Origin of the sequence: Bradyrhizobium sp. 192 (assembly GCF_023100965.1) — a bacterium.
Classification (GTDB): domain Bacteria; phylum Pseudomonadota; class Alphaproteobacteria; order Rhizobiales; family Xanthobacteraceae; genus Bradyrhizobium; species Bradyrhizobium symbiodeficiens.
The window spans coordinates 2,740,042-2,756,964 of record NZ_CP064690.1; the positions used below are offsets into that span (position 1 = coordinate 2,740,042).

The 16,923-nt window shown below is 64.7% G+C and carries 15 protein-coding genes; 7 read left to right on the plus strand and 8 right to left on the minus strand.

The genetic code is table 11. The annotated features are described in order from the left end of the window. Positions 1 to 38: 38 nt before the first annotated feature. A complete protein-coding gene (locus IVB24_RS12385; RefSeq protein WP_247773034.1) occupies positions 39 to 1,142 on the minus strand; it encodes a glycosyltransferase family 1 protein in 1,104 nt (367 codons plus the stop codon). A gap of 180 nt (positions 1,143 to 1,322) precedes the next feature. Between IVB24_RS12385 and IVB24_RS12390 the strand changes: the two genes are divergently transcribed. After that, the gene (locus IVB24_RS12390) at positions 1,323 to 2,198 is read left to right on the plus strand and encodes an aldose 1-epimerase family protein (protein ID WP_247773035.1); all 876 of its coding nucleotides are present in this window, start codon (positions 1,323 to 1,325) and stop codon (positions 2,196 to 2,198) included. Between the two features lie 26 nt (positions 2,199 to 2,224). Here the strand turns inward: IVB24_RS12390 and IVB24_RS12395 are convergent, their stop codons facing one another. From IVB24_RS12395 to IVB24_RS12410, 4 genes are all read right to left on the minus strand, one after another. Continuing rightward, positions 2,225 to 3,073 (minus strand): MBL fold metallo-hydrolase, encoded by an 849-nt coding sequence (locus tag IVB24_RS12395; protein ID WP_247773036.1) that lies wholly within the window; start codon positions 3,071 to 3,073, stop codon positions 2,225 to 2,227. Between the two features lie 93 nt (positions 3,074 to 3,166). Continuing rightward, on the minus strand, positions 3,167 to 4,324 hold the full coding sequence (locus IVB24_RS12400; protein WP_247773037.1) for an acyltransferase: 1,158 nt from the start codon (positions 4,322 to 4,324) through the stop codon (positions 3,167 to 3,169). 270 nt (positions 4,325 to 4,594) lie between these two features. Continuing rightward, on the minus strand, positions 4,595 to 5,359 hold the full coding sequence (locus IVB24_RS12405) for a transglycosylase SLT domain-containing protein (protein ID WP_247773038.1): 765 nt from the start codon (positions 5,357 to 5,359) through the stop codon (positions 4,595 to 4,597). A 51-nt stretch (positions 5,360 to 5,410) separates the two neighbouring features. Beyond that, positions 5,411 to 6,538 (minus strand): alpha/beta hydrolase, encoded by a 1,128-nt coding sequence (locus IVB24_RS12410; RefSeq protein ID WP_247773039.1) that lies wholly within the window; start codon positions 6,536 to 6,538, stop codon positions 5,411 to 5,413. A 220-nt stretch (positions 6,539 to 6,758) separates the two neighbouring features. Between IVB24_RS12410 and pgm the strand changes: the two genes are divergently transcribed. The 4 genes from pgm (at position 6,759) to IVB24_RS12430 (ending at position 11,421) form a co-directional block, all read left to right on the plus strand. Next, entirely contained in the window at positions 6,759 to 8,405 is a 1,647-nt protein-coding gene (gene pgm, locus IVB24_RS12415) for a phosphoglucomutase (alpha-D-glucose-1,6-bisphosphate-dependent) (protein WP_247773040.1), read from the plus strand. A 219-nt stretch (positions 8,406 to 8,624) separates the two neighbouring features. Further along, positions 8,625 to 9,674 carry an aromatic ring-hydroxylating dioxygenase subunit alpha gene (locus tag IVB24_RS12420; RefSeq protein WP_247773041.1) on the plus strand — a complete coding sequence of 350 codons (1,050 nt, stop codon included), beginning with the start codon at positions 8,625 to 8,627 and terminating at the stop codon, positions 9,672 to 9,674. 3 nt (positions 9,675 to 9,677) lie between these two features. Then, the gene (locus IVB24_RS12425; RefSeq protein WP_140477520.1) at positions 9,678 to 10,430 is read left to right on the plus strand and encodes a GntR family transcriptional regulator; all 753 of its coding nucleotides are present in this window, start codon (positions 9,678 to 9,680) and stop codon (positions 10,428 to 10,430) included. A 10-nt stretch (positions 10,431 to 10,440) separates the two neighbouring features. Beyond that, on the plus strand, positions 10,441 to 11,421 hold the full coding sequence (locus IVB24_RS12430; protein WP_247773042.1) for a PDR/VanB family oxidoreductase: 981 nt from the start codon (positions 10,441 to 10,443) through the stop codon (positions 11,419 to 11,421). A 216-nt stretch (positions 11,422 to 11,637) separates the two neighbouring features. Here IVB24_RS12430 and IVB24_RS12435 read toward each other — a convergent pair whose 3' ends face one another. Both IVB24_RS12435 and IVB24_RS12440 read right to left on the minus strand, forming a co-directional pair. Beyond that, positions 11,638 to 13,599 carry an EAL domain-containing protein gene (locus IVB24_RS12435; protein WP_247773043.1) on the minus strand — a complete coding sequence of 654 codons (1,962 nt, stop codon included), beginning with the start codon at positions 13,597 to 13,599 and terminating at the stop codon, positions 11,638 to 11,640. 167 nt (positions 13,600 to 13,766) lie between these two features. Beyond that, a complete protein-coding gene (locus IVB24_RS12440) occupies positions 13,767 to 15,266 on the minus strand; it encodes an FAD-dependent oxidoreductase (RefSeq protein WP_247773044.1) in 1,500 nt (499 codons plus the stop codon). A gap of 50 nt (positions 15,267 to 15,316) precedes the next feature. Here IVB24_RS12440 and IVB24_RS12445 point away from each other — a divergent pair, with 50 nt between their 5' ends. Continuing rightward, on the plus strand, positions 15,317 to 15,796 hold the full coding sequence (locus IVB24_RS12445; RefSeq protein ID WP_094975804.1) for a MarR family winged helix-turn-helix transcriptional regulator: 480 nt from the start codon (positions 15,317 to 15,319) through the stop codon (positions 15,794 to 15,796). 24 nt (positions 15,797 to 15,820) lie between these two features. Here the strand turns inward: IVB24_RS12445 and IVB24_RS12450 are convergent, their stop codons facing one another. After that, positions 15,821 to 16,186 (minus strand): nuclear transport factor 2 family protein, encoded by a 366-nt coding sequence (locus IVB24_RS12450; protein WP_140477523.1) that lies wholly within the window; start codon positions 16,184 to 16,186, stop codon positions 15,821 to 15,823. A 100-nt stretch (positions 16,187 to 16,286) separates the two neighbouring features. Between IVB24_RS12450 and IVB24_RS12455 the strand changes: the two genes are divergently transcribed. Continuing rightward, on the plus strand, positions 16,287 to 16,877 hold the full coding sequence (locus IVB24_RS12455; RefSeq protein WP_094975802.1) for a TetR/AcrR family transcriptional regulator: 591 nt from the start codon (positions 16,287 to 16,289) through the stop codon (positions 16,875 to 16,877). The last annotated feature ends 46 nt before the right edge of the window (positions 16,878 to 16,923 follow it).

Here is a 16,923-nt window from a genome sequence, read left to right on the forward strand (position 1 = left end):
GAAAACCGATGCGCGCAATGAGCGAAGTGCATCGAACTTCAAGCAGCGCTGGCAATTTTTGCCGGTGGTGTAAGATGATCGAGTAGCGACTTCGCCGACTTCTGCCACGAAAAGAACGCAACGCGTTCCTGCTGCCGCCGGCGTTCCTGATCGGAGATGGCGCCGATTGCCAATCTTTCGAGCATGAGTTGCTTCAATGCTTCGGCATCATTGGCGTCAAAATACGCAGCGGCGTCGGCGCACGTCTCAACGACCGCTTCGGCCGTCGAGGCAATGACCGGGCAACCGAAGATCATGGCTTCGAGCGGCGGCACGCCGAAGCCTTCGTAGAGCGACGGAAATACGAATGCCGATGCATGCGCGTAGAGCGCTGCGATCTCGCTGTCCGTCAGACGCCCGGCCAGCAAAAGGCCGGAAACCCCGTCGCTCGAATTGTCTTGGAAGACCTTGCTGTTGTCGCCGCCGACGATGACCAGTGGAACGTCAGTCCTGTCGAGCAGCTCGATGGCCCGGATCGCGACGGAAAGGTTCTTGTTCTTGGTCCTGGAGCCGACATAGAGGAAAAATTGCTGCGGCTGAATCCCGAGACGGGCAATGATGCCGGGATCCGGCTTCGTCCTGGCGAAGTGTTCTGCGCTATTGGGAAAGATCGGGATCGCTGTTGCCGACAGATTCAGCACCTCGGCAAGCTCTTTGCGCGAAAAGCCCGATACGGTTGCGATGCTTGCGTGTCGGGCGAGCAGCCGGCCCATGGTTCGATGAATCGCCAGATAGCGCCAGTTGAAGAAGTCGGGCCTGCGAAAGACCTGTGCGTCGTGGATCACGACGGTGTGGTCGCGATGGAACACCGGGCCGGAATTGGCGAGACTGATCAAGCGGCCTCCGGCAGCGGCGCGCGCCAGGTCGATTTGATCCCAGGCGTGCCCGCGCAAGCGGCCGACGGCGCGAATCTTGATTCGCTCCAGCTGAAGCTGCTCGCTTGCATCCACGGGCGTCAGCAACTGCCAGTCTGCGTTCCGCAGCGAGGCGGACGTTTGCTCCGAAGCCAAAAGCACGTCGATCGCCTTGACGATCTCGGCGGCATAACGCTGAACGCCAGTGAGCTTTTGCGACAGGAAGCGGCCGTTGATGAAGAATTTCAATTAGCTACCATGCTGGTTGATCGGCGCCCGGGCCGACTTGCGGCACGCGGGCGGGGGACGAGCCACAAAGGAGCAACCGTTAGGTACAGAAATATGACCAACCGCTGCACGGCGGAGGCGCTCCGCCTGCATGGCTGACGCTGCCTTGCTGCGTGTGAGGTCGCAGTGTAGATGTCGGCCATGAGTGACGATACCCACTCCCTTCGCAGCGGCTCCCTCACCGCGACCGTCAAAGCGCACGGCGCCGAGCTGTGCTCGTTGAAGGACGATTTCACCGAATTCGTCTGGCAGGCCGGGCCGGAATGGCCGCGCCATGCGCCGTTGCTGTTTCCCATCGTGGGGCGTCTTGCCGGGGACGAATTGCGGCACCGGGGCAAGACATACCGGATGACTCAGCACGGCTTTGCGCGCGACAGCCGCTTTGCATGGGCGGAGCGCGGCGAAAGCCGCTGCGCGCTGCTGCTCGAAGACAGCGAGGCGACCCGCGCGCTCTATCCGTTCGCGTTCCGTCTGACAGCGATCTTTGCGCTCGACGCCGGCGGCCTCGATCTGACGCTCACGGTCGCCAACACCGGCAAGGAGACATTGCCGGCTTCGATCGGCGGCCATCCGGCCTTCAACTGGCCGCTCCAATCCGAAAGTGCGAAAGAGGATTACGCGCTGACCTTTGCGAAGGCGGAATCCTCTCGCGTCCGCCGTCTTGATGGCGGGCTGCTGCGTGCCTCCGCGGAGCCTGGTCCCGTCAAGGGTACGCTGCTCGCCTTGTCCGAATCCCTGTTCGCCGATGACGCCATCATCTTCGACCGGATCGAGAGCGACGCGGTCCGCTATGCTGCGTCCAGCGGCCCGTGGCTGAAGATATCATGGCGCGGCTTTCGCGAACTCGGGGTCTGGTCGAAACCATCGGGCGCACCGTTTCTCTGTATCGAGCCCTGGCGCGGCTATGCCACTCCTGCCGGCTTCGATGGCGAGTTCGCGGACAAGCCGGGCCTGATGCATATCGCGCCGGGTGCGGAAGAGCGACTGTCGTTCCGGATCGAGGTCGGATCGTCCTGAGTCGTAGGGCCGCTGATCGTTGGCGCTCAGACCTCGATGCGCATGAGATCCTCGCCGAGCACGACCGGCCCCGCATAATCCTGCCTGATATCCGCAAGCAGCGCGTTCAGCATGGCATCGTCGGCGCGCGGCCGGTGATGGGTCAGTGCGAGCTTCTTGACGCCGGCCTTGGCCGCAACCTTGCCGACGGTGTCGCCGCAGGCGATGGTGAATTTCGCAAGACGGCGGAGGTGCTCGTTGTTGATCTCCGGCGTTGCGAGGAAACAGCACTGGACAAGCAAATCGGCCCCCTCAGCCAGCCGCTCGAGCCCGGGGCAGGGCACCGTGTCGCCCGAAATTGCTATGACCTTGCCCTCCGCCTCGAAGCGGTAGCCGAGACACATCCATCGCGCAAGAAAGGCCGGCGGCATGTCGAGGCCGTCGCCATGCGACACCAGCTCGGCCCTGATCTTCCAGCGCCCGGTGTCGAGAACGGGCCCCGGGATGATGTCCGTCGCGACGACCGGTTTCCAGCCGCCCAAGGCCGGCTCGCCCTTGTCCCGCCAGGTGATGTCCTTGTCGTAGACCTGCGTGATCAGTGTGTTGACGAGCCGCTCGGTATCCGGTGGCCCATAGATGCGCAGCTCGCCGTTGCGTCCGTGCATCCATGAATTCAGCATCACATCGTAGAGGTCGCCGATGTGGTCGAAATGGTGGTGCGTGAGAAGAACCGTGTTGATGGCGCTAAGCGGAACGCCGGCCTTGCTGAGCTGCACCATCACGCCGCGGCCTGCGTCGAACAGGATGTTCTCGTCGCCGAGCCTGATCAGCGTGGTCGTTGCCATGCGGCGCGGGTCCGGGCGCGGACCACCCGTGCCGAGCAGTATGACCTCCATGGTGCCCACTCCAGCGTGAGGAGTCTCCACAGTAAAGTTCAAGGCGGCAATGAAGCAAGCCGTATCGGGGTGGAAGTAACGGAGCGGGGGCGTTCAGCGCATGCCGGCCGCGGTGGCGGCGATGGCGGGCCGGAGGGGCGACCGGTCCGATCCCGCGGATGTCAGGCGGTGCGCCAGGTCCTGCGCGCGCCGTTCGACCAGGTGCCATGTCGCGCGTGCGACGAGATAGCTCAGCGCGGCAGTGAGGACATAGGCGATGAGCAGCGAGACCAGTCCATCGGCGAGCGGCCAGAGCTGACGCAGGCCGTAGATCACCGCAAAGTGGGACAGGTACATCGAATAGGAATTACGGCCGAGCGCTTCGAGCGGCTGGAAGCGGATCGCAAGCCTGATGCAACCGGCAACCAGCGCGCCGAGCACGAGGTTGATCATCAGGTAGTTGAATTCGTGCGAGCCGGTGAGGCGGTTGGCGACAAAGGACAGTGCGATGAAGACCGCGTAGATCGCAGCGTCCGACCTCGCAAATCCGTCGCGCAGCGAGAAGAACAACGCGCATCCGACCAGGAAGACCGGCAACTGGTTCAGGAAGCTGATGTGCAGCGTGGTCCAGACGAATGCCTCGTGGCTGGGCCCGTAATAGGCGGAGAACAGCGCGAAGGCCCACGGCTTGAACAGGCAGACATTGACGAGATGCAGCACGATCGCGAGCGCAACATAGAGATGGCGGCGCGCGCCGAACGCGGTGACCAGGAGCGGAAAGACGAGATAGAAGGTCATCTCGGCTGCGATCGACCAGTCGCCAGGCACGACGCTGTTGACGCTGTCCGGCCAGAAGCCGTGCAGGAACGTCGCGGTCAGGATCACTTGAATGGGCCCGATACCGTTGGGCGCATTGTCGCTCGGTCCGGTGCCGTTGATGACGAGGTAGACCGGGATCGCGAGCCAGAACAGTGGCGCGATGCGCAAGGCACGGCGGATGTAGAATTTGCGCGTCGGACTGGCTTCGACACGCTGCGTCCACATCAGGCACATCGTCATGGCGCTGACGAAGTAGAATACGTTGACGCCGGTCCAGCCGCACATGAGCGCGTAGTCGACGGCGTGGATATTCGACGGAAATGATTGCGAGACGTGGATGGCCATCACGCCGGCGATGGCGAGGCCGCGCAGGACATCGAGTGTGTGCGAACGGCCGAACGGCGCTGTGCCTTGCTCGCTTCGACCGGCAGCCAACCGGGCCTGCCCCTGCATCACGCCTGCTCCGTGTTTCGCATTGTGCAGGTGGACCATAGAGGCGCGGATCGGCTTTCCGAAGCTGAAGGCCTTCTTTACGTTAACCACCGGTTGAGTCCAAAGCGAATATGCGGGATTTCGGGGTCTCGAACAAGTCGTGAATGTCCGTTCACATGACAGCGCGTTGCGCAGTGACTTGAATTTCCAGGTCGGATCCCAGGCACATAGGATACCCAGGACCGTGGCTGCTTCCGCACTCAGGGAGTTGCCCCGCCGCCCGCGTCATCGTCAGCGCGATGCGACGCGCTTCCATCGTGCTTCGATGCGAGCCTTGATCTGGCTGACCCGGGCCTCGTGGGCGGCCCAATAGGCGCGGCTGGCCGCCGCGGTGCCGTGACGATAGCGAGCATAGACCGTTTTGGGTTGCGCCGATAGCTTCGGGCGGCTCGCCGGTTTGGCCGGAGCTGCAGCCGCAACAGCGATCGGGCGCGGGGGCGCCGGATCCGGAACAGCCGCCACTTCAGTCTCCACCGAGGTCGAGTTCATGGCGACAAGACGGTTACGGGCGCGGTTGCAATAGACCTGCGACCGCGCGGTCATCGCTTCCTCGCCATGACCCGCCCGGTATTTCATGAGGGCGCGGCAGATGTCCCCGCCGGCGAGGCGCCAGGCCCGGCTGAGATAAAGCACCCCATAATGGATGTTGATGTCGGGTTCGGCGAGTTCCGCATCGCTGCCCCGGAAACCCAGCATCGCCGCCGTCTCGGGCCGGACCTGCATCAGGCCGATCTCGCCGACGCTGCCGATGACGGCCGAATTGTAGCCGCTTTCGACGAAGACGACCGCCTCGGCGATATCGGCCGGTAAATTGGTGTTTGCGGTTTCTCGCTCGATGATCTTCCGGATCATGGCCCGGGATGACGGCGTTTCGCCGGCCCCGAGCTCCGTGTTGCCGTCTCCGGCGTGCGCGCAGAGCGGAGCCGACAACAGCAACACGACCGCCACGTGTCGCCACGTCGCGCCGAGATGGAAGCATGCCCGATCCCACAGCATGGCTCCGTCATAGAGCTCCGGAGTTAACAAACGGCCTCCGACGCACGGCGGCTAGCGCGCGCGGGCGCTCTGGTCGGTGGGCGCGGGTTCAGCCAGCCGGTCGTCGACCGCATAGAGCGTGCAGGTCCGCGACCACTTCATGCAGGCGGCCAGCGAGTCGCGCCGGGCGTCGTCGGCCGTAATGTGCCCCGAGCGCCAGCCGTAGCCGCCGTTCGGCGACACCGCGAACGCCTTGTGCGGCAGCATGCTGGCGAGATAGCGCGCGAATTCGGTCCGCGCGGCCTCGTTGAGCTGGCGCGGCGGCGGCAGTGGGTCGAGCGGGCTCAGGATGTCGCGACTGAGGATGCCGCGCTCGCGCAGGAAGGCGTCGACATAGGGCGTCCATTGTGCACGGCTCGCCACCGCATAGAGGTAGTGACCGTCGTCGCCGAACGGCGGCGCCGCGATGAATTTTGCATTGCCGCCACTGGTGCGAAATCCGTCATGGAGGCGGCGCGCGAGGTCGGGGCCGAAATAGGAATCGTTGGTCGCATAGACCCAGAGTGTTGGTACGCGCGAGGTCTTGCCGAAGGCGGCGAAGGCCTTCACCAGTCCGTCGGGATTGCAGACGTCGTCGTCGTCGCGCGAGCCGCGGCCGCCGGCGAAGTTGATCGCGGCGACGAGACCCGCCGGCGCCTGCGCGGTGAGCGCGATCGTTGCGAGCCCGCCGGCGGAATGGCCGGCCGCGATCATGCCCGTCGTCGTGACGTCGGCCCGGCGCGCCATCGCATCGATCGCGGCGCGCAGATCGGCAGCCGCGACCGCGGCTGCGGGCAAATAGGCGGCCTTCGCGCAGCCACCGACGCTGTCGACGCGTCCGCCGGGCGAGGTGCCGTAGCCGCGCCGCATCACGATCAGCGCCGCAAAGCCGCGCCGGGCATATTCGAGCGCGATGCCGTAATATTTGTGCGCGGACATGGTGGCGCGGTCGTCGAAGCTGCGCGGCGAGCCGTGGCTGAGCAGCGCCAGCGGATAGCGCTTCGTCCCGGCCGGGCGGACCAGCAAGGCCTCCAGCCCCTGCGGCCCTGCCTCCGCCATGGGGATGCGGAGATCCTCGGTATAGAACTCTGCGGCCCGCGCCGGCGCACCGGCTGCGACGAGGCCGGCGATCAGCAGCAGCAGCTTGCGCAGGAGAATCATGGGACGATTCGGAAGACCTCGATGGCGTGGAGCATAGCACGGTCTCTTTACCCGAAGCTGCGAACGCGTTGCGCAGCGCGGTGAGCACCTCAGGATGACGGGACCGAGATTGCTATCCCAGGGAACGCCTGCCCCATCGCGGGTGTTGTGCCCTTGGCGGGGGCCCGGCCGATGATATGGTGTCGCGCGATCTCTGTACGACAGGATGAGGATATTTTCAGTGGCTGATGTTCATCCCGGGGCGGGCAAGCAGGCTTCGCCGGACGCGCTCACCAACATTCCGCGGCTGGTGACGGCCTATTTCGCCGGCAAGCCCGATGTCGCGGATCCCGCGCAGCGCGTTGCGTTCGGCACCTCCGGCCATCGCGGCACGTCCTTCAAGAACACCTTCAACGAAGGCCACATCCTCGCGACCACGCAGGCGATCTGCGACTACAGGCGGGAAAAGGTGCTGACCGGTCCGCTCTTCATCGGGATCGACACCCACGCGCTGGCCGAGCCGGCACTGGTCAGCGCCGTCGAGGTGTTCGCGGCCAACGGCGTCGACATCATGATCGACAAGGACGGCGGCTATACGCCGACGCCTGTCATCTCGCATGCGATCCTCACCTACAACAAAGGCCGCACGAGCGGCCTTGCCGACGGCGTCGTCATCACGCCCTCGCACAATCCCCCGGAGGATGGCGGCTACAAATACAATCCGCCGCATGGCGGCCCGGCCGACACCGATGTGACCGGCGTCGTCGAGAAGCGCGCCAACGCCTATCTCGCCGACGGCCTCAAGGGCGTAAAGCGCATCGACTATGCCAAGGCGCTGAAATCGTCGAACGTCCATGCCCACGATTTCGTCACACCTTACGTTGCCGATCTCGGCAACGTCGTCGATCTCGACCTCGTCAAATCCGCCGGCATCAATATCGGCATCGACCCGCTCGGCGGCGCCGCCGTGCATTACTGGCATCCGATCATCGAGCGCTACGGCCTCAAGGCGACCGTGGTGAACGAGGCGATCGACCCGACCTTTCGTTTCATGACGGTGGACTGGGACGGCAAGATCCGCATGGACTGCTCATCGCCCTACGCGATGGCGAGCCTGATTGCGATGCGCGACCGCTTCGACGTCGCCTTCGCCAACGACACCGACGCCGACCGCCACGGCATCGTCACCCGCACCGGCGGCCTGATGAATCCGAACCATTATCTGGCGACCGCGATCTCCTACCTTTTTGCGCACCGTCCCAATTGGGGCAAGGACGCGGCGATCGGCAAGACCGTGGTGTCGAGCTCGATCATCGATCGCGTCGCGAAAAAACTCGGCCGCAAGCTGGTGGAGACGCCGGTCGGCTTCAAATGGTTCGTCGACGGTCTCCTCACCGGCGGCTTCGGTTTCGGCGGCGAGGAGAGTGCAGGGGCCTCGTTCCTCCGCCGCGACGGCGGGGTGTGGACCACCGACAAGGACGGTGTCATCCTCGGCTTGCTCGCCGCCGAGATCATGGCGAAGACCGGCCGCGATCCCAGCCAGCTGTTCAATGATCTCACCGCCGAGTTCGGCGTGCCGCATTACGCCCGCATCGACGTCGCCGCGACCGGGCCGCAGAAGAACATCTTGAAGTCAGTCACGCCCGAGCAGCTTGGCCTGAAGGACCTCGCCGGCGATCCCGTCCGTGCCACGCTGAGCAAGGCGCCCGGCAACGGCCAGCCGTTTGGCGGCATCAAGGTCGAGACCGACTACGGCTGGTTCGCCGCGCGGCCGTCCGGGACGGAGGATGTCTACAAGATCTACGCCGAGAGTTTCCGCAGCACCGAGCACCTGATGAGGATTCAGGAAGAGGCCAAGGCAGGCCTGGCCAAGGTGTTCGGGGCGTAAGACTCTGAGGCATGCCGCCTTCACGCTCCGCCTCATTGGCAAGGTTGAGCCCCACCCGTCGCTGTCGCCCGCGCAGGCGGGCGATCCAGACGGTGTAGCCTTCGTATGTATACAGATCGGTGGATATAGGTATCATTGTAAGTATATATTACCCTTGAACGATTCAACTCCCACGCTATTGTATACATAACGCATACCTAAGCCGTGGGAGTGAGACCAATGACAAAGCCCTTCCCCATGAACGCCTGGTACGCCGCGGCCTGGGACGCGGACGTGAAACCTGCGCTGTTGCCGCGGACGATCTGCGGCAAGCATGTCGTGATGTACCGCAAGGCCGATGGCTCGGTCGCTGCGCTCGAGGACGCCTGCTGGCACCGCTTGGTGCCGCTGTCCAAGGGCCGGCTCGAAGGCGACACCGTGGTCTGCGGCTATCACGGTCTCAAGTACAACGCGCAGGGGCGCTGCACCTTCATGCCCTCGCAGGAGACCATCAACCCGTCGGCCTGCGTGCGCGCCTATCCCGTGGTCGAGCGCCATCGCTATGTCTGGCTCTGGATGGGCGATCCCGCGCTCGCCGATCCCGCGCTCGTGCCCGACCTGCACTGGAATCACGATCCGGCCTGGGCCGGCGACGGCAAGACCATCCACGTCAAATGCGACTACCGCCTCGTGCTCGACAATCTCATGGATCTCACCCACGAGACCTTCGTACACGGCTCCTCCATCGGCAACGAAGCGGTCGCGGAAGCGCCGTTCGACGTCACCCATGGCGAGAAGACGGTGACGGTGACGCGCTGGATGCGGAACATCGAGCCGCCGCCGTTCTGGGCCAGGCAGCTCGGCAAGACGGGCCTCGTCGATCGCTGGCAGATCATCCGCTTCGAAGCCCCGTGCACGATCGCGATCGACGTCGGCGTGGCGCCGGCCGGCACCGGCGCGCCGGAAGGCGACCGCTCGCAGGGCGTCAACGGCTTCGTGCTCAACACCATCACGCCCGAGACCGAGAAGACCTGCCATTATTTCTGGGCCTTCGTGCGCAACTACGGCCTCGGCGAGCAGCGCATCACCACCGAGATCCGCGAGGGCGTCTCCCGCATCTTCCGCGAGGACGAGCTGATCCTCGAGGCGCAGCAGCGCGCCATGGACGAAAACCCGGACCGCATCTTCTACAACCTCAATATCGACGCCGGTGCGATGTGGTCGCGCAAGCTGATCGACAGGATGGTGGCGAAGGAAACCGCGCCGCAGCGCCTTCAGGCCGCGGAGTAGATCATGGCCGAACGTGAGGTCGACCGCTCCGTATCGCAGACCGTGAAGGCGCAGCTTGCGCTGCGCGACCAGATCCTGTCGGGCTCCTTGCGCCCGGGCGAGCGTATTTCCGAACTGCAGGCGGTGGAAACCACCGGCGCCTCGCGCACCCCGGTGCGCATGGCGCTGGTGCGGCTCGAGGAGGAGGGCCTGCTGGAGGCGATCCCCTCCGGAGGCTTCATGGTAAAGGCGTTCTCGGAGCGCGACATTTCCGATTCCATCGAGCTGCGCGGCACGCTCGAAGGGCTCGCTGCACGCTTCGCGGCCGAGCGCGGCGTCTCCGCGCGCGAGCTGGAGCCGCTGAAGGAGTGCCTGGCGGCGATAGACGAATTGCTGGGCCAGGTGCCGATCTCGATCGAGGCCTTCTCATCCTATGTCACCCTGAACGCGCGCTTCCATGCCCTGCTCACGGAACTGTCGCGGAGCCCACCCCTGGTCCGCCAGATCGACCGCGCCTCCGCGCTTCCGTTCGCCTCGCCGAGCGGCTTCGTGATGGCCCAATCGGCACTCCCCGAGGCGCAGCAGATCCTGATCATCGCCCAGGAGCACCACCGCGTCGTGATCGATGCGATCGAGAACCGTGAAGGCGCGCGCGCCGAAGCCGTCATGCGCGAACACGCGCGGCTGGCGGTGCGCAATTTGCGGCTCGCGCTGCGCAACCGCACCCATCTCGATCTCTTGCCGGCGCTGGCGCTGATCAAGACCGCGACCGATTGAGGGCAGTCCCATGCGCTTCATCGAAACCTGGATTCCGGCGACGCTCGTCACGACGCGAGATATTGCCCCCGGCATCCGCGAATTCCTGATCCGGCCCGATCAGTTCGACGCCACCGCCTATCCGGTCGGCAGCCACATCAATGTCAGCGTGACCATCGACGGTCTGCCGGAGACGCGGTCCTATTCGCTGGTCGGCGAAGCCTCGTCGCATGGATTCAAGATCGCGGTGCGCCGCGCCGACGATTCCCGCGGCGGCTCGCGCTACATGTGGCAGCTCGCGCCGGGCGCGCGGCTCGACATCACGCAGCCGGCCTCGCTGCTCGCGGTGGACTGGTCGCGCGAAAGTTATTGTCTGATCGCCGGCGGTATCGGCATCACGCCGATCCTCGGCGCCGCGCAGGCGCTGGTGCGGCGCGGGGTGGATATCACGCTGCACTATGCGATGCGCTCGCGCGCCGAGGCCGCTTATCTCGATGATCTCGCCGGAATGCTCGGCGATCGCCTGGTCGTTCATGCCAGCGATGAAGGTCAGCGGCTCGATCTCGGCGCGCTGTTCGCGTCATTGCCGCAAGGCACGTTGTCGCTGTTCTGCGGTCCGATGCGCATGCTCGATGCCGCTCGTCACGCCTGGATCGGCGCGGGCCATCCACTACCAGATCTCCGCTACGAAACTTTCGGCTCCAGCGGCACGCTCCCGACCGAGCCGTTTCGCGTGCGCCTGAAGGGCTCGAATGTCGAGCTCGAAATCCCGCGCGAACGCTCGATGCTGGATGTGCTCAATGCCAGCGGTCACGACGTGATGTACGATTGCAAGCGCGGCGAATGCGGTCTCTGCGCCATCGACGTGGTCGAGGTCGACGGCGAGATCGATCATCGCGACGTCTTCTTCAGCGATCATCAGAAAGAGTGCAACCAGAAGATCTGCGCCTGCGTCTCCCGCGCGCGGGGGACGATCACCGTGGATACGCTGCTGCGGGCGGACGCGGTTTGAGCGAGCCCCGGGGGCGGGGTCTATTGGGACAAACAGACGGCGCCGCGGTCCCCACCTCTCCCGCTTGCGGGAGAGGTCGCGCCGAAGGCGCGGGTGAGGGCTCTCGCCTCTTGGGGACTCACTCTGTGGAGGCACCCTCTCCCCAGCCCTCTCCCGGAAGCGGGAGAGGGGGCTCACCGTCCTTGTGGCCGGCATTCGGGCCCGTGTGATTTCCACCTACGCCGCGTAAGTGGCCCGATATTTCTTCGTGTCCAGCAGCGCCAGCACGCCGTCCGCCGACACCGGCCGGCTGATCAGATAGCCCTGCACCTCGTCGCAACTGAATTGGCGCAGATATTCGAGCTGGTCGGCGGTCTCGACGCCTTCCGCGACCACGCCGATGCGCAGGTCGCGCGCAAGCCCTATCACCGATTTCACGATCGCCGCGCAGTCGGGCTGCACCAGCATGTCGCGGATGAAGGATTGGTCGATCTTGATGCGATCGAACGGCAGCTTGCGCAGATAGGTGAGGGAGGAGAATCCCGTGCCGAAATCGTCCAGCGCTACCGTGACGCCGAGCTGCAGCAGCGCGTTCAGGACCGGCTCGGCCGAGCCGTATTTCGACAGCAGCATCGATTCCGTGATCTCGATCTCGAGCCGGTGCGGCGCGATCTTCGCCTCCGCAAGCGCCTGCACGATGATCTGGAGGATGCCGGAATTGTGAAACTGCGCGGCTGAGAAGTTCACGGCGACCCTGATGTCGTCCGGCCACTCCGCCGCCGTCGCGCAGGCGCGGCGGACCACCCATTCGCCGATCTCGTGGATCAACCCGGTCTCTTCCGCAATCGGGATGAATTCGCTCGGCGGTACCAGTCCGCGCTCAGGATGTTGCCAGCGCAGCAGCGCCTCGAAACCGGTGATCCGGTTTTCGTCGAGGTCGAGGAACGGCTGGAATACGAGGAACAGCTCGTCTCGCGCGATCGCGCTCTCGAGATCGGATTGCAGCGCCTTGCGATCGCGTGACACCCTGTCGTCGGCTTCCTCGAAGAAGCGGATCGTGCCGGGGCCCGCCTTCTTCGCGCGGTAGAGCGCGGCATCGGCATTCTTCATGACGTCGAGCGGCGTGGTGCCGTCGCGCGGCGCCAGCACGATGCCGACGCTGGTTGCGCCCACGATCTGGCGGCCTTCGATGCGGAACGGTTCGGTGAAGACCGCGACGAAGCGTTCGGCGATATCGAGTGCATCCTCGGGACGCGCCAGATTGGCCATCACCAGCGCGAACTCGTCGCCGCCGATGCGCGCGACATGTTCGGCCGCGCGCGTGCAGCGCTGCAGGCGGCTTGCGACCTGGACCAGGAATTCGTCGCCGGCGGGATGGCCGAACTTGTCGTTGACCTCCTTGAAGCGATCGAGATCGAGCAGCAGCACCGCAAACTCTTCGCCCGACAATGTCAGTCGCTTGAGCGCGGCCTCGAGCGTCTCGTTGAAGGCGACGCGGTTCGGCAAATGGGTCAGAGGATCCAGCCGCACGGTCCGCTCCGCCTCGATCTGCCGCATCACGCGCCGAGCGAACGCGAACGAATTGACGAACACGCCGCGGATCAGCACGCTGCCGTAGACCACGACGAGGAATGCGATCAGCAGGAAGGCCAGATCGCCGTTCCTGCCGAGACAGATGGCGATCCCGACGAAGATCGGAGCCGTGAAGGCGATGGCCGCGATCGGGATGGTGGCGAAGGCGAGCGCGCCGCCGGCCAGCATGCCCGAGCACAGGGAGGTGATGACGAGCTGCCCGCCGGTCGAAGCGTCCGCGAAGAAGGCGACCGGTACGATGCCCCAGGCGGCGCCGAGGACGAAGGCGTTTCGCACCAGCCGCTGCATGGCACGGCGCGAGACGAATTGCGGCTTGGTGATGCGGCGCGCGGCGCGGGACTGCAGACCGAAAATGATTGCGCCGCTTGCGACAGCGCCAGCCCAGATCAACGCAAAAATCCTGTCCGGCGACTGCCAAAGCGCGATGGCGAGGACGATGGCGTTGCAGGCGTTGGCGAGCATGATGCCGACCGAATAGCCGAGCACCAGCGACATCTGTTCGGCCCGGATATGGCCGGCTACGGCTTCGTCGGTTGCGGGACCGCCAAAGGCCGACAAATCGCCGGCGAACAGCCGCGCGACATAGCTGGTCGTTTGAGTCCGCATTCCAGAGCCTAGCAGCATGGGCCGTCCGTCGGGCGCGGAAGCGAGAATTCGCTGCAAACCTTTGACGAACTATGAATTATCCCACCCGGCCGGCATCGCCACGACCACTTCTGCGTATTCGTGACGTGGTATCGATAACAAATCGATACAAAGGCGGACTTCGACACTTACGGAGGCGGCTGGAGGCCCTGTTCGGCCAGGAAATGCGTGAGCCCGTCGATCTGCCGCGAGCCCACGAAGGCGCCAATGTAACCGTCGGGACGCACCAGCACCCAATCCCCGGGCGATACGGCGTATGCGTCGCGAAAGTGCTCGCTTTCGTCGATGAGCTCGGCATCCGGGCCGATACAGTGGATGTGCAGTCCAGTGCACGCCGATACGGTCCCACGTTTCACCTGATAGCCAAGCAGCGTCCAATGAGGCCCCTTGAGCAACCCGAACAAGCGTATGGGTTGTCCTGCGGCTCCACGTAGCGGCGCATCCGGTGCACGAGCTCCCGCGGACCGGCCTGCCATGCGCCCTGGCTTTTCCAGTGCCAAGGGCGATCCCGGATAGCCGATCTCGAGTTGCTGCACCTCGCGACCGCGCCTCATGTCGCCGCGCTTGGCCGCTTCCAGCAAGTCGGCGGAAAGGCCGAGCACCCTTGCAGCGACGGGGTGTCGTTCTGCCTCGTAACTATCGAGCAGAGTTGCGGCCCCGCTGCCGATAACGCTCGCCAGCTTCCAGCCGAGATTGTAGGCATCCTGCACGCTGGTATTGAGACCCTGTCCACCTGTCGGAGGATGGATGTGAGCCGCATCGCCGATCAGAAATGCACGGCGATCCCGGTAACGATCGGCGAGTCTCGCATTCATCTGATAGGCCGACGCCCAAAGCACGGACTGAATGCGGATATCGTTGCGTCCCGTGCGCTCGGCGACCATGGCCGAAAGCCCTTCGGCGGACAGATCGACCTCGCCCTCGAGCGGGACGGGTGCCTGCAACTGAAACAGCTCCGTTCCGGCCAGCGGGCACAGCGAGATCTGGCGGTCCATCGCGCCATCGTGGAAGCGGTGCCACGCCAGGCGGTCCAGGCCCGTCAGCACGACGTCGGCCACCACGGCTCGTACGCCGAGCGTCTTGCCATGAAAACCAATACCGAGTGCGTGACGCACGAAGCTGCGGCCGCCATCGGCACCGACGAGGTAACGCACGCGCACCGTCTCTTCGCCGTCCCTGCCTGAAAGGCGCGCAGTCACACCGTCCTCATCCTCCAGGCCGACCAGTTCGCAGCCAAATTCCACCCGCCCGCCGAGTTCGAGCAGCCGTTCGCGCATCACGCCCTCGGTCAGGAATTGCGGGATCATCAGCGCCATGTTGTAGGGCTCGGCCGGGGTGGGGGGTGCGTGCTCTGCAATCTCCGACTCGATGAAGCTGCCATCATCGCGGTATTTGCGCTGCGGCGGGTAGAGACCGCCGGCGGCAACGATGCGGTCGATGATGCCGAGATCCTCGAAGATCTCCAGGGTTCGAGGCTGGATTCCCTTGCCGCGAGACCCATGGAACGGACTGGCTTGCTTCTCGATCAGCCGAAAAGACACGCCTCGCCGCGCGAGGTCGATGGCGAGTGTAAGGCCGGCCGCACCTGCTCCGCAGATCAGAACGTCCGCCGTGAATTGCTTTGTCATGGCACCCTCAATATGTGTAATATGCACACATTAGGCAGGGGGTCATCGGGATGTCAAGAAGGGTGCAAAATACACATATTAAAAAGCAGGTACGCTCGCTTCACGAAGCGTTGATCGACATCGTCAGTGTCATGAACCGCCGGCAGGGCGACGACATGATGATCCGCGAGGCGGGCATCTCGCTGGATCGTGCGCTGTTTCCGCTGCTCGTCGGCATCGAGCGGCGCGGCCCGATCGGGGTCGTCGACCTCGCCGATCGCATGGGGCGGGACTATACGACGGTCAGTCGGCAGGTCGCGAAACTGGAAAATCTCGGCTTGATCAAGCGCCACGCCAGCGAAGCGGATCGCCGCGTCAGCGAGGCCACCATCACGCCGAATGGCAAAGCCATGACGGATGCGGTCGACAGGGCACGCGAACGGATTGTCGGGGGGATGTTTGCGACCTGGGACGATCAGGATGTCGAGGATCTGGTGCGCCTGATGCGCAAGCTAGCCGACGCGATGATCGCCCCGGGCAAGTCAGCTTGAAATCGATTGCGAAAGGGCAGCTTGTCACCGCCCGAGCTGCTTGGGGTCGTAATAGAACCGCTCCTCGACGAGCTGGTCGCCACGCCATGTCTGCCAGGCAATCTCTTCCAGTGTCCGCGTGACGCCTTCGGCATTGGTGAAGCTGAACCGCCAACGCGTCGCGACGTTGTCGCCTTCGATCAAGCTGGGCCCGATCCGCACCGCCTTGACTTCCTTGAAGGCTGCGAGCACGCCGCGCTCCTTGGCCGCGAGCTTGTCGCGCCCGACCAAAGGCTCGGCCTGGTTTTCATGGGTGGCGGCGTCCGGAGTGTAGTAGTCGAGGATCGCTCCGACAAAATCCCCATTTTCCAGCCGCTTCGCAAAGGCTTCGACGATGTCGCGGCTCGGCATGGCGCCCCTCATGATAAAAACAGACTGTTAGTCGGTAAATACCGACCGGTAGTCGGAAAGTCAACTGGCCGGCTAAGGAGAATTCGACTAGACGAGACCCATGGCGAAACAGGCGGAGCGGCGGGCGGCGACATCGGAGGCGATCCTGACGGCGGCGCGCCGCCTGTTCGGGACGCGGGGCTTTGCGGCCACCACCATGGACGAGATCGCGGAAGCAGCCCATGTCGCCAAGGGCGCGGTCTATCATCACTTCAAGACCAAGGAGGCGGTGTTCGAAGCGGTATTCGACCAGGTCTCGCGCGACCTCGTCGCCGAGATCGACGGTGCCGCGCGCGCCGAGAAGGACGTGCTCGCGGCGATGGTCGCGGGCACGCAGCACTATTTCGCGGCGACTGCCAAGGGCCCGACCGGCCAGATCATCCTGCGCGACGGCCCGGCCGTGCTCGGCTGGGAGCGCTGGCGCGAGATCGACGCCCGGCATTTCGGCGGCAAGCTGCCGCGTGCGCTTTCGGTGGCGATGGAGGCCGGACTGATCGCAAAGCAGCCGGTCGAACCGCTCGCCCGCCTGCTGCTCGGCGCGGTGACGGAGGCCGCGGTTGCCTGCGCCGGACGCGCCGATATCGCAAGGGCTGGCGCGGAATATGCCCGTGCGTTCAAGTCGCTGGTCGAGGCGCTGCGCGTCAAGCCATGACGTGCTAGTGACGGAGCGGAAACGCCCACACCAACAAGAAGAACAG

Bases quoted from the DNA above. Each gene is read 5' to 3' on its own strand.
- IVB24_RS12390 (WP_247773035.1), top strand. From the start codon at position 1,323: ATGAGTGACGATACCCACTCCCTTCGCAGCGGCTCCCTCACCGCGACC.
- IVB24_RS12395 (WP_247773036.1), bottom strand. From the start codon at position 3,073: ATGGAGGTCATACTGCTCGGCACGGGTGGTCCGCGCCCGGACCCGCGC.
- IVB24_RS12400 (WP_247773037.1), bottom strand. From the start codon at position 4,324: ATGCAGGGGCAGGCCCGGTTGGCTGCCGGTCGAAGCGAGCAAGGCACA.
- IVB24_RS12405 (WP_247773038.1), bottom strand. From the start codon at position 5,359: ATGCTGTGGGATCGGGCATGCTTCCATCTCGGCGCGACGTGGCGACAC.
- IVB24_RS12410 (WP_247773039.1), bottom strand. From the start codon at position 6,538: ATGATTCTCCTGCGCAAGCTGCTGCTGCTGATCGCCGGCCTCGTCGCA.
- IVB24_RS12420 (WP_247773041.1), top strand. From the start codon at position 8,625: ATGACAAAGCCCTTCCCCATGAACGCCTGGTACGCCGCGGCCTGGGAC.
- IVB24_RS12425 (WP_140477520.1), top strand. From the start codon at position 9,678: ATGGCCGAACGTGAGGTCGACCGCTCCGTATCGCAGACCGTGAAGGCG.
- IVB24_RS12430 (WP_247773042.1), top strand. From the start codon at position 10,441: ATGCGCTTCATCGAAACCTGGATTCCGGCGACGCTCGTCACGACGCGA.
- IVB24_RS12435 (WP_247773043.1), bottom strand. From the start codon at position 13,599: ATGCGGACTCAAACGACCAGCTATGTCGCGCGGCTGTTCGCCGGCGAT.
- IVB24_RS12440 (WP_247773044.1), bottom strand. From the start codon at position 15,266: ATGACAAAGCAATTCACGGCGGACGTTCTGATCTGCGGAGCAGGTGCG.
- IVB24_RS12445 (WP_094975804.1), top strand. From the start codon at position 15,317: ATGTCAAGAAGGGTGCAAAATACACATATTAAAAAGCAGGTACGCTCG.
- IVB24_RS12450 (WP_140477523.1), bottom strand. From the start codon at position 16,186: ATGCCGAGCCGCGACATCGTCGAAGCCTTTGCGAAGCGGCTGGAAAAT.
- IVB24_RS12455 (WP_094975802.1), top strand. From the start codon at position 16,287: ATGGCGAAACAGGCGGAGCGGCGGGCGGCGACATCGGAGGCGATCCTG.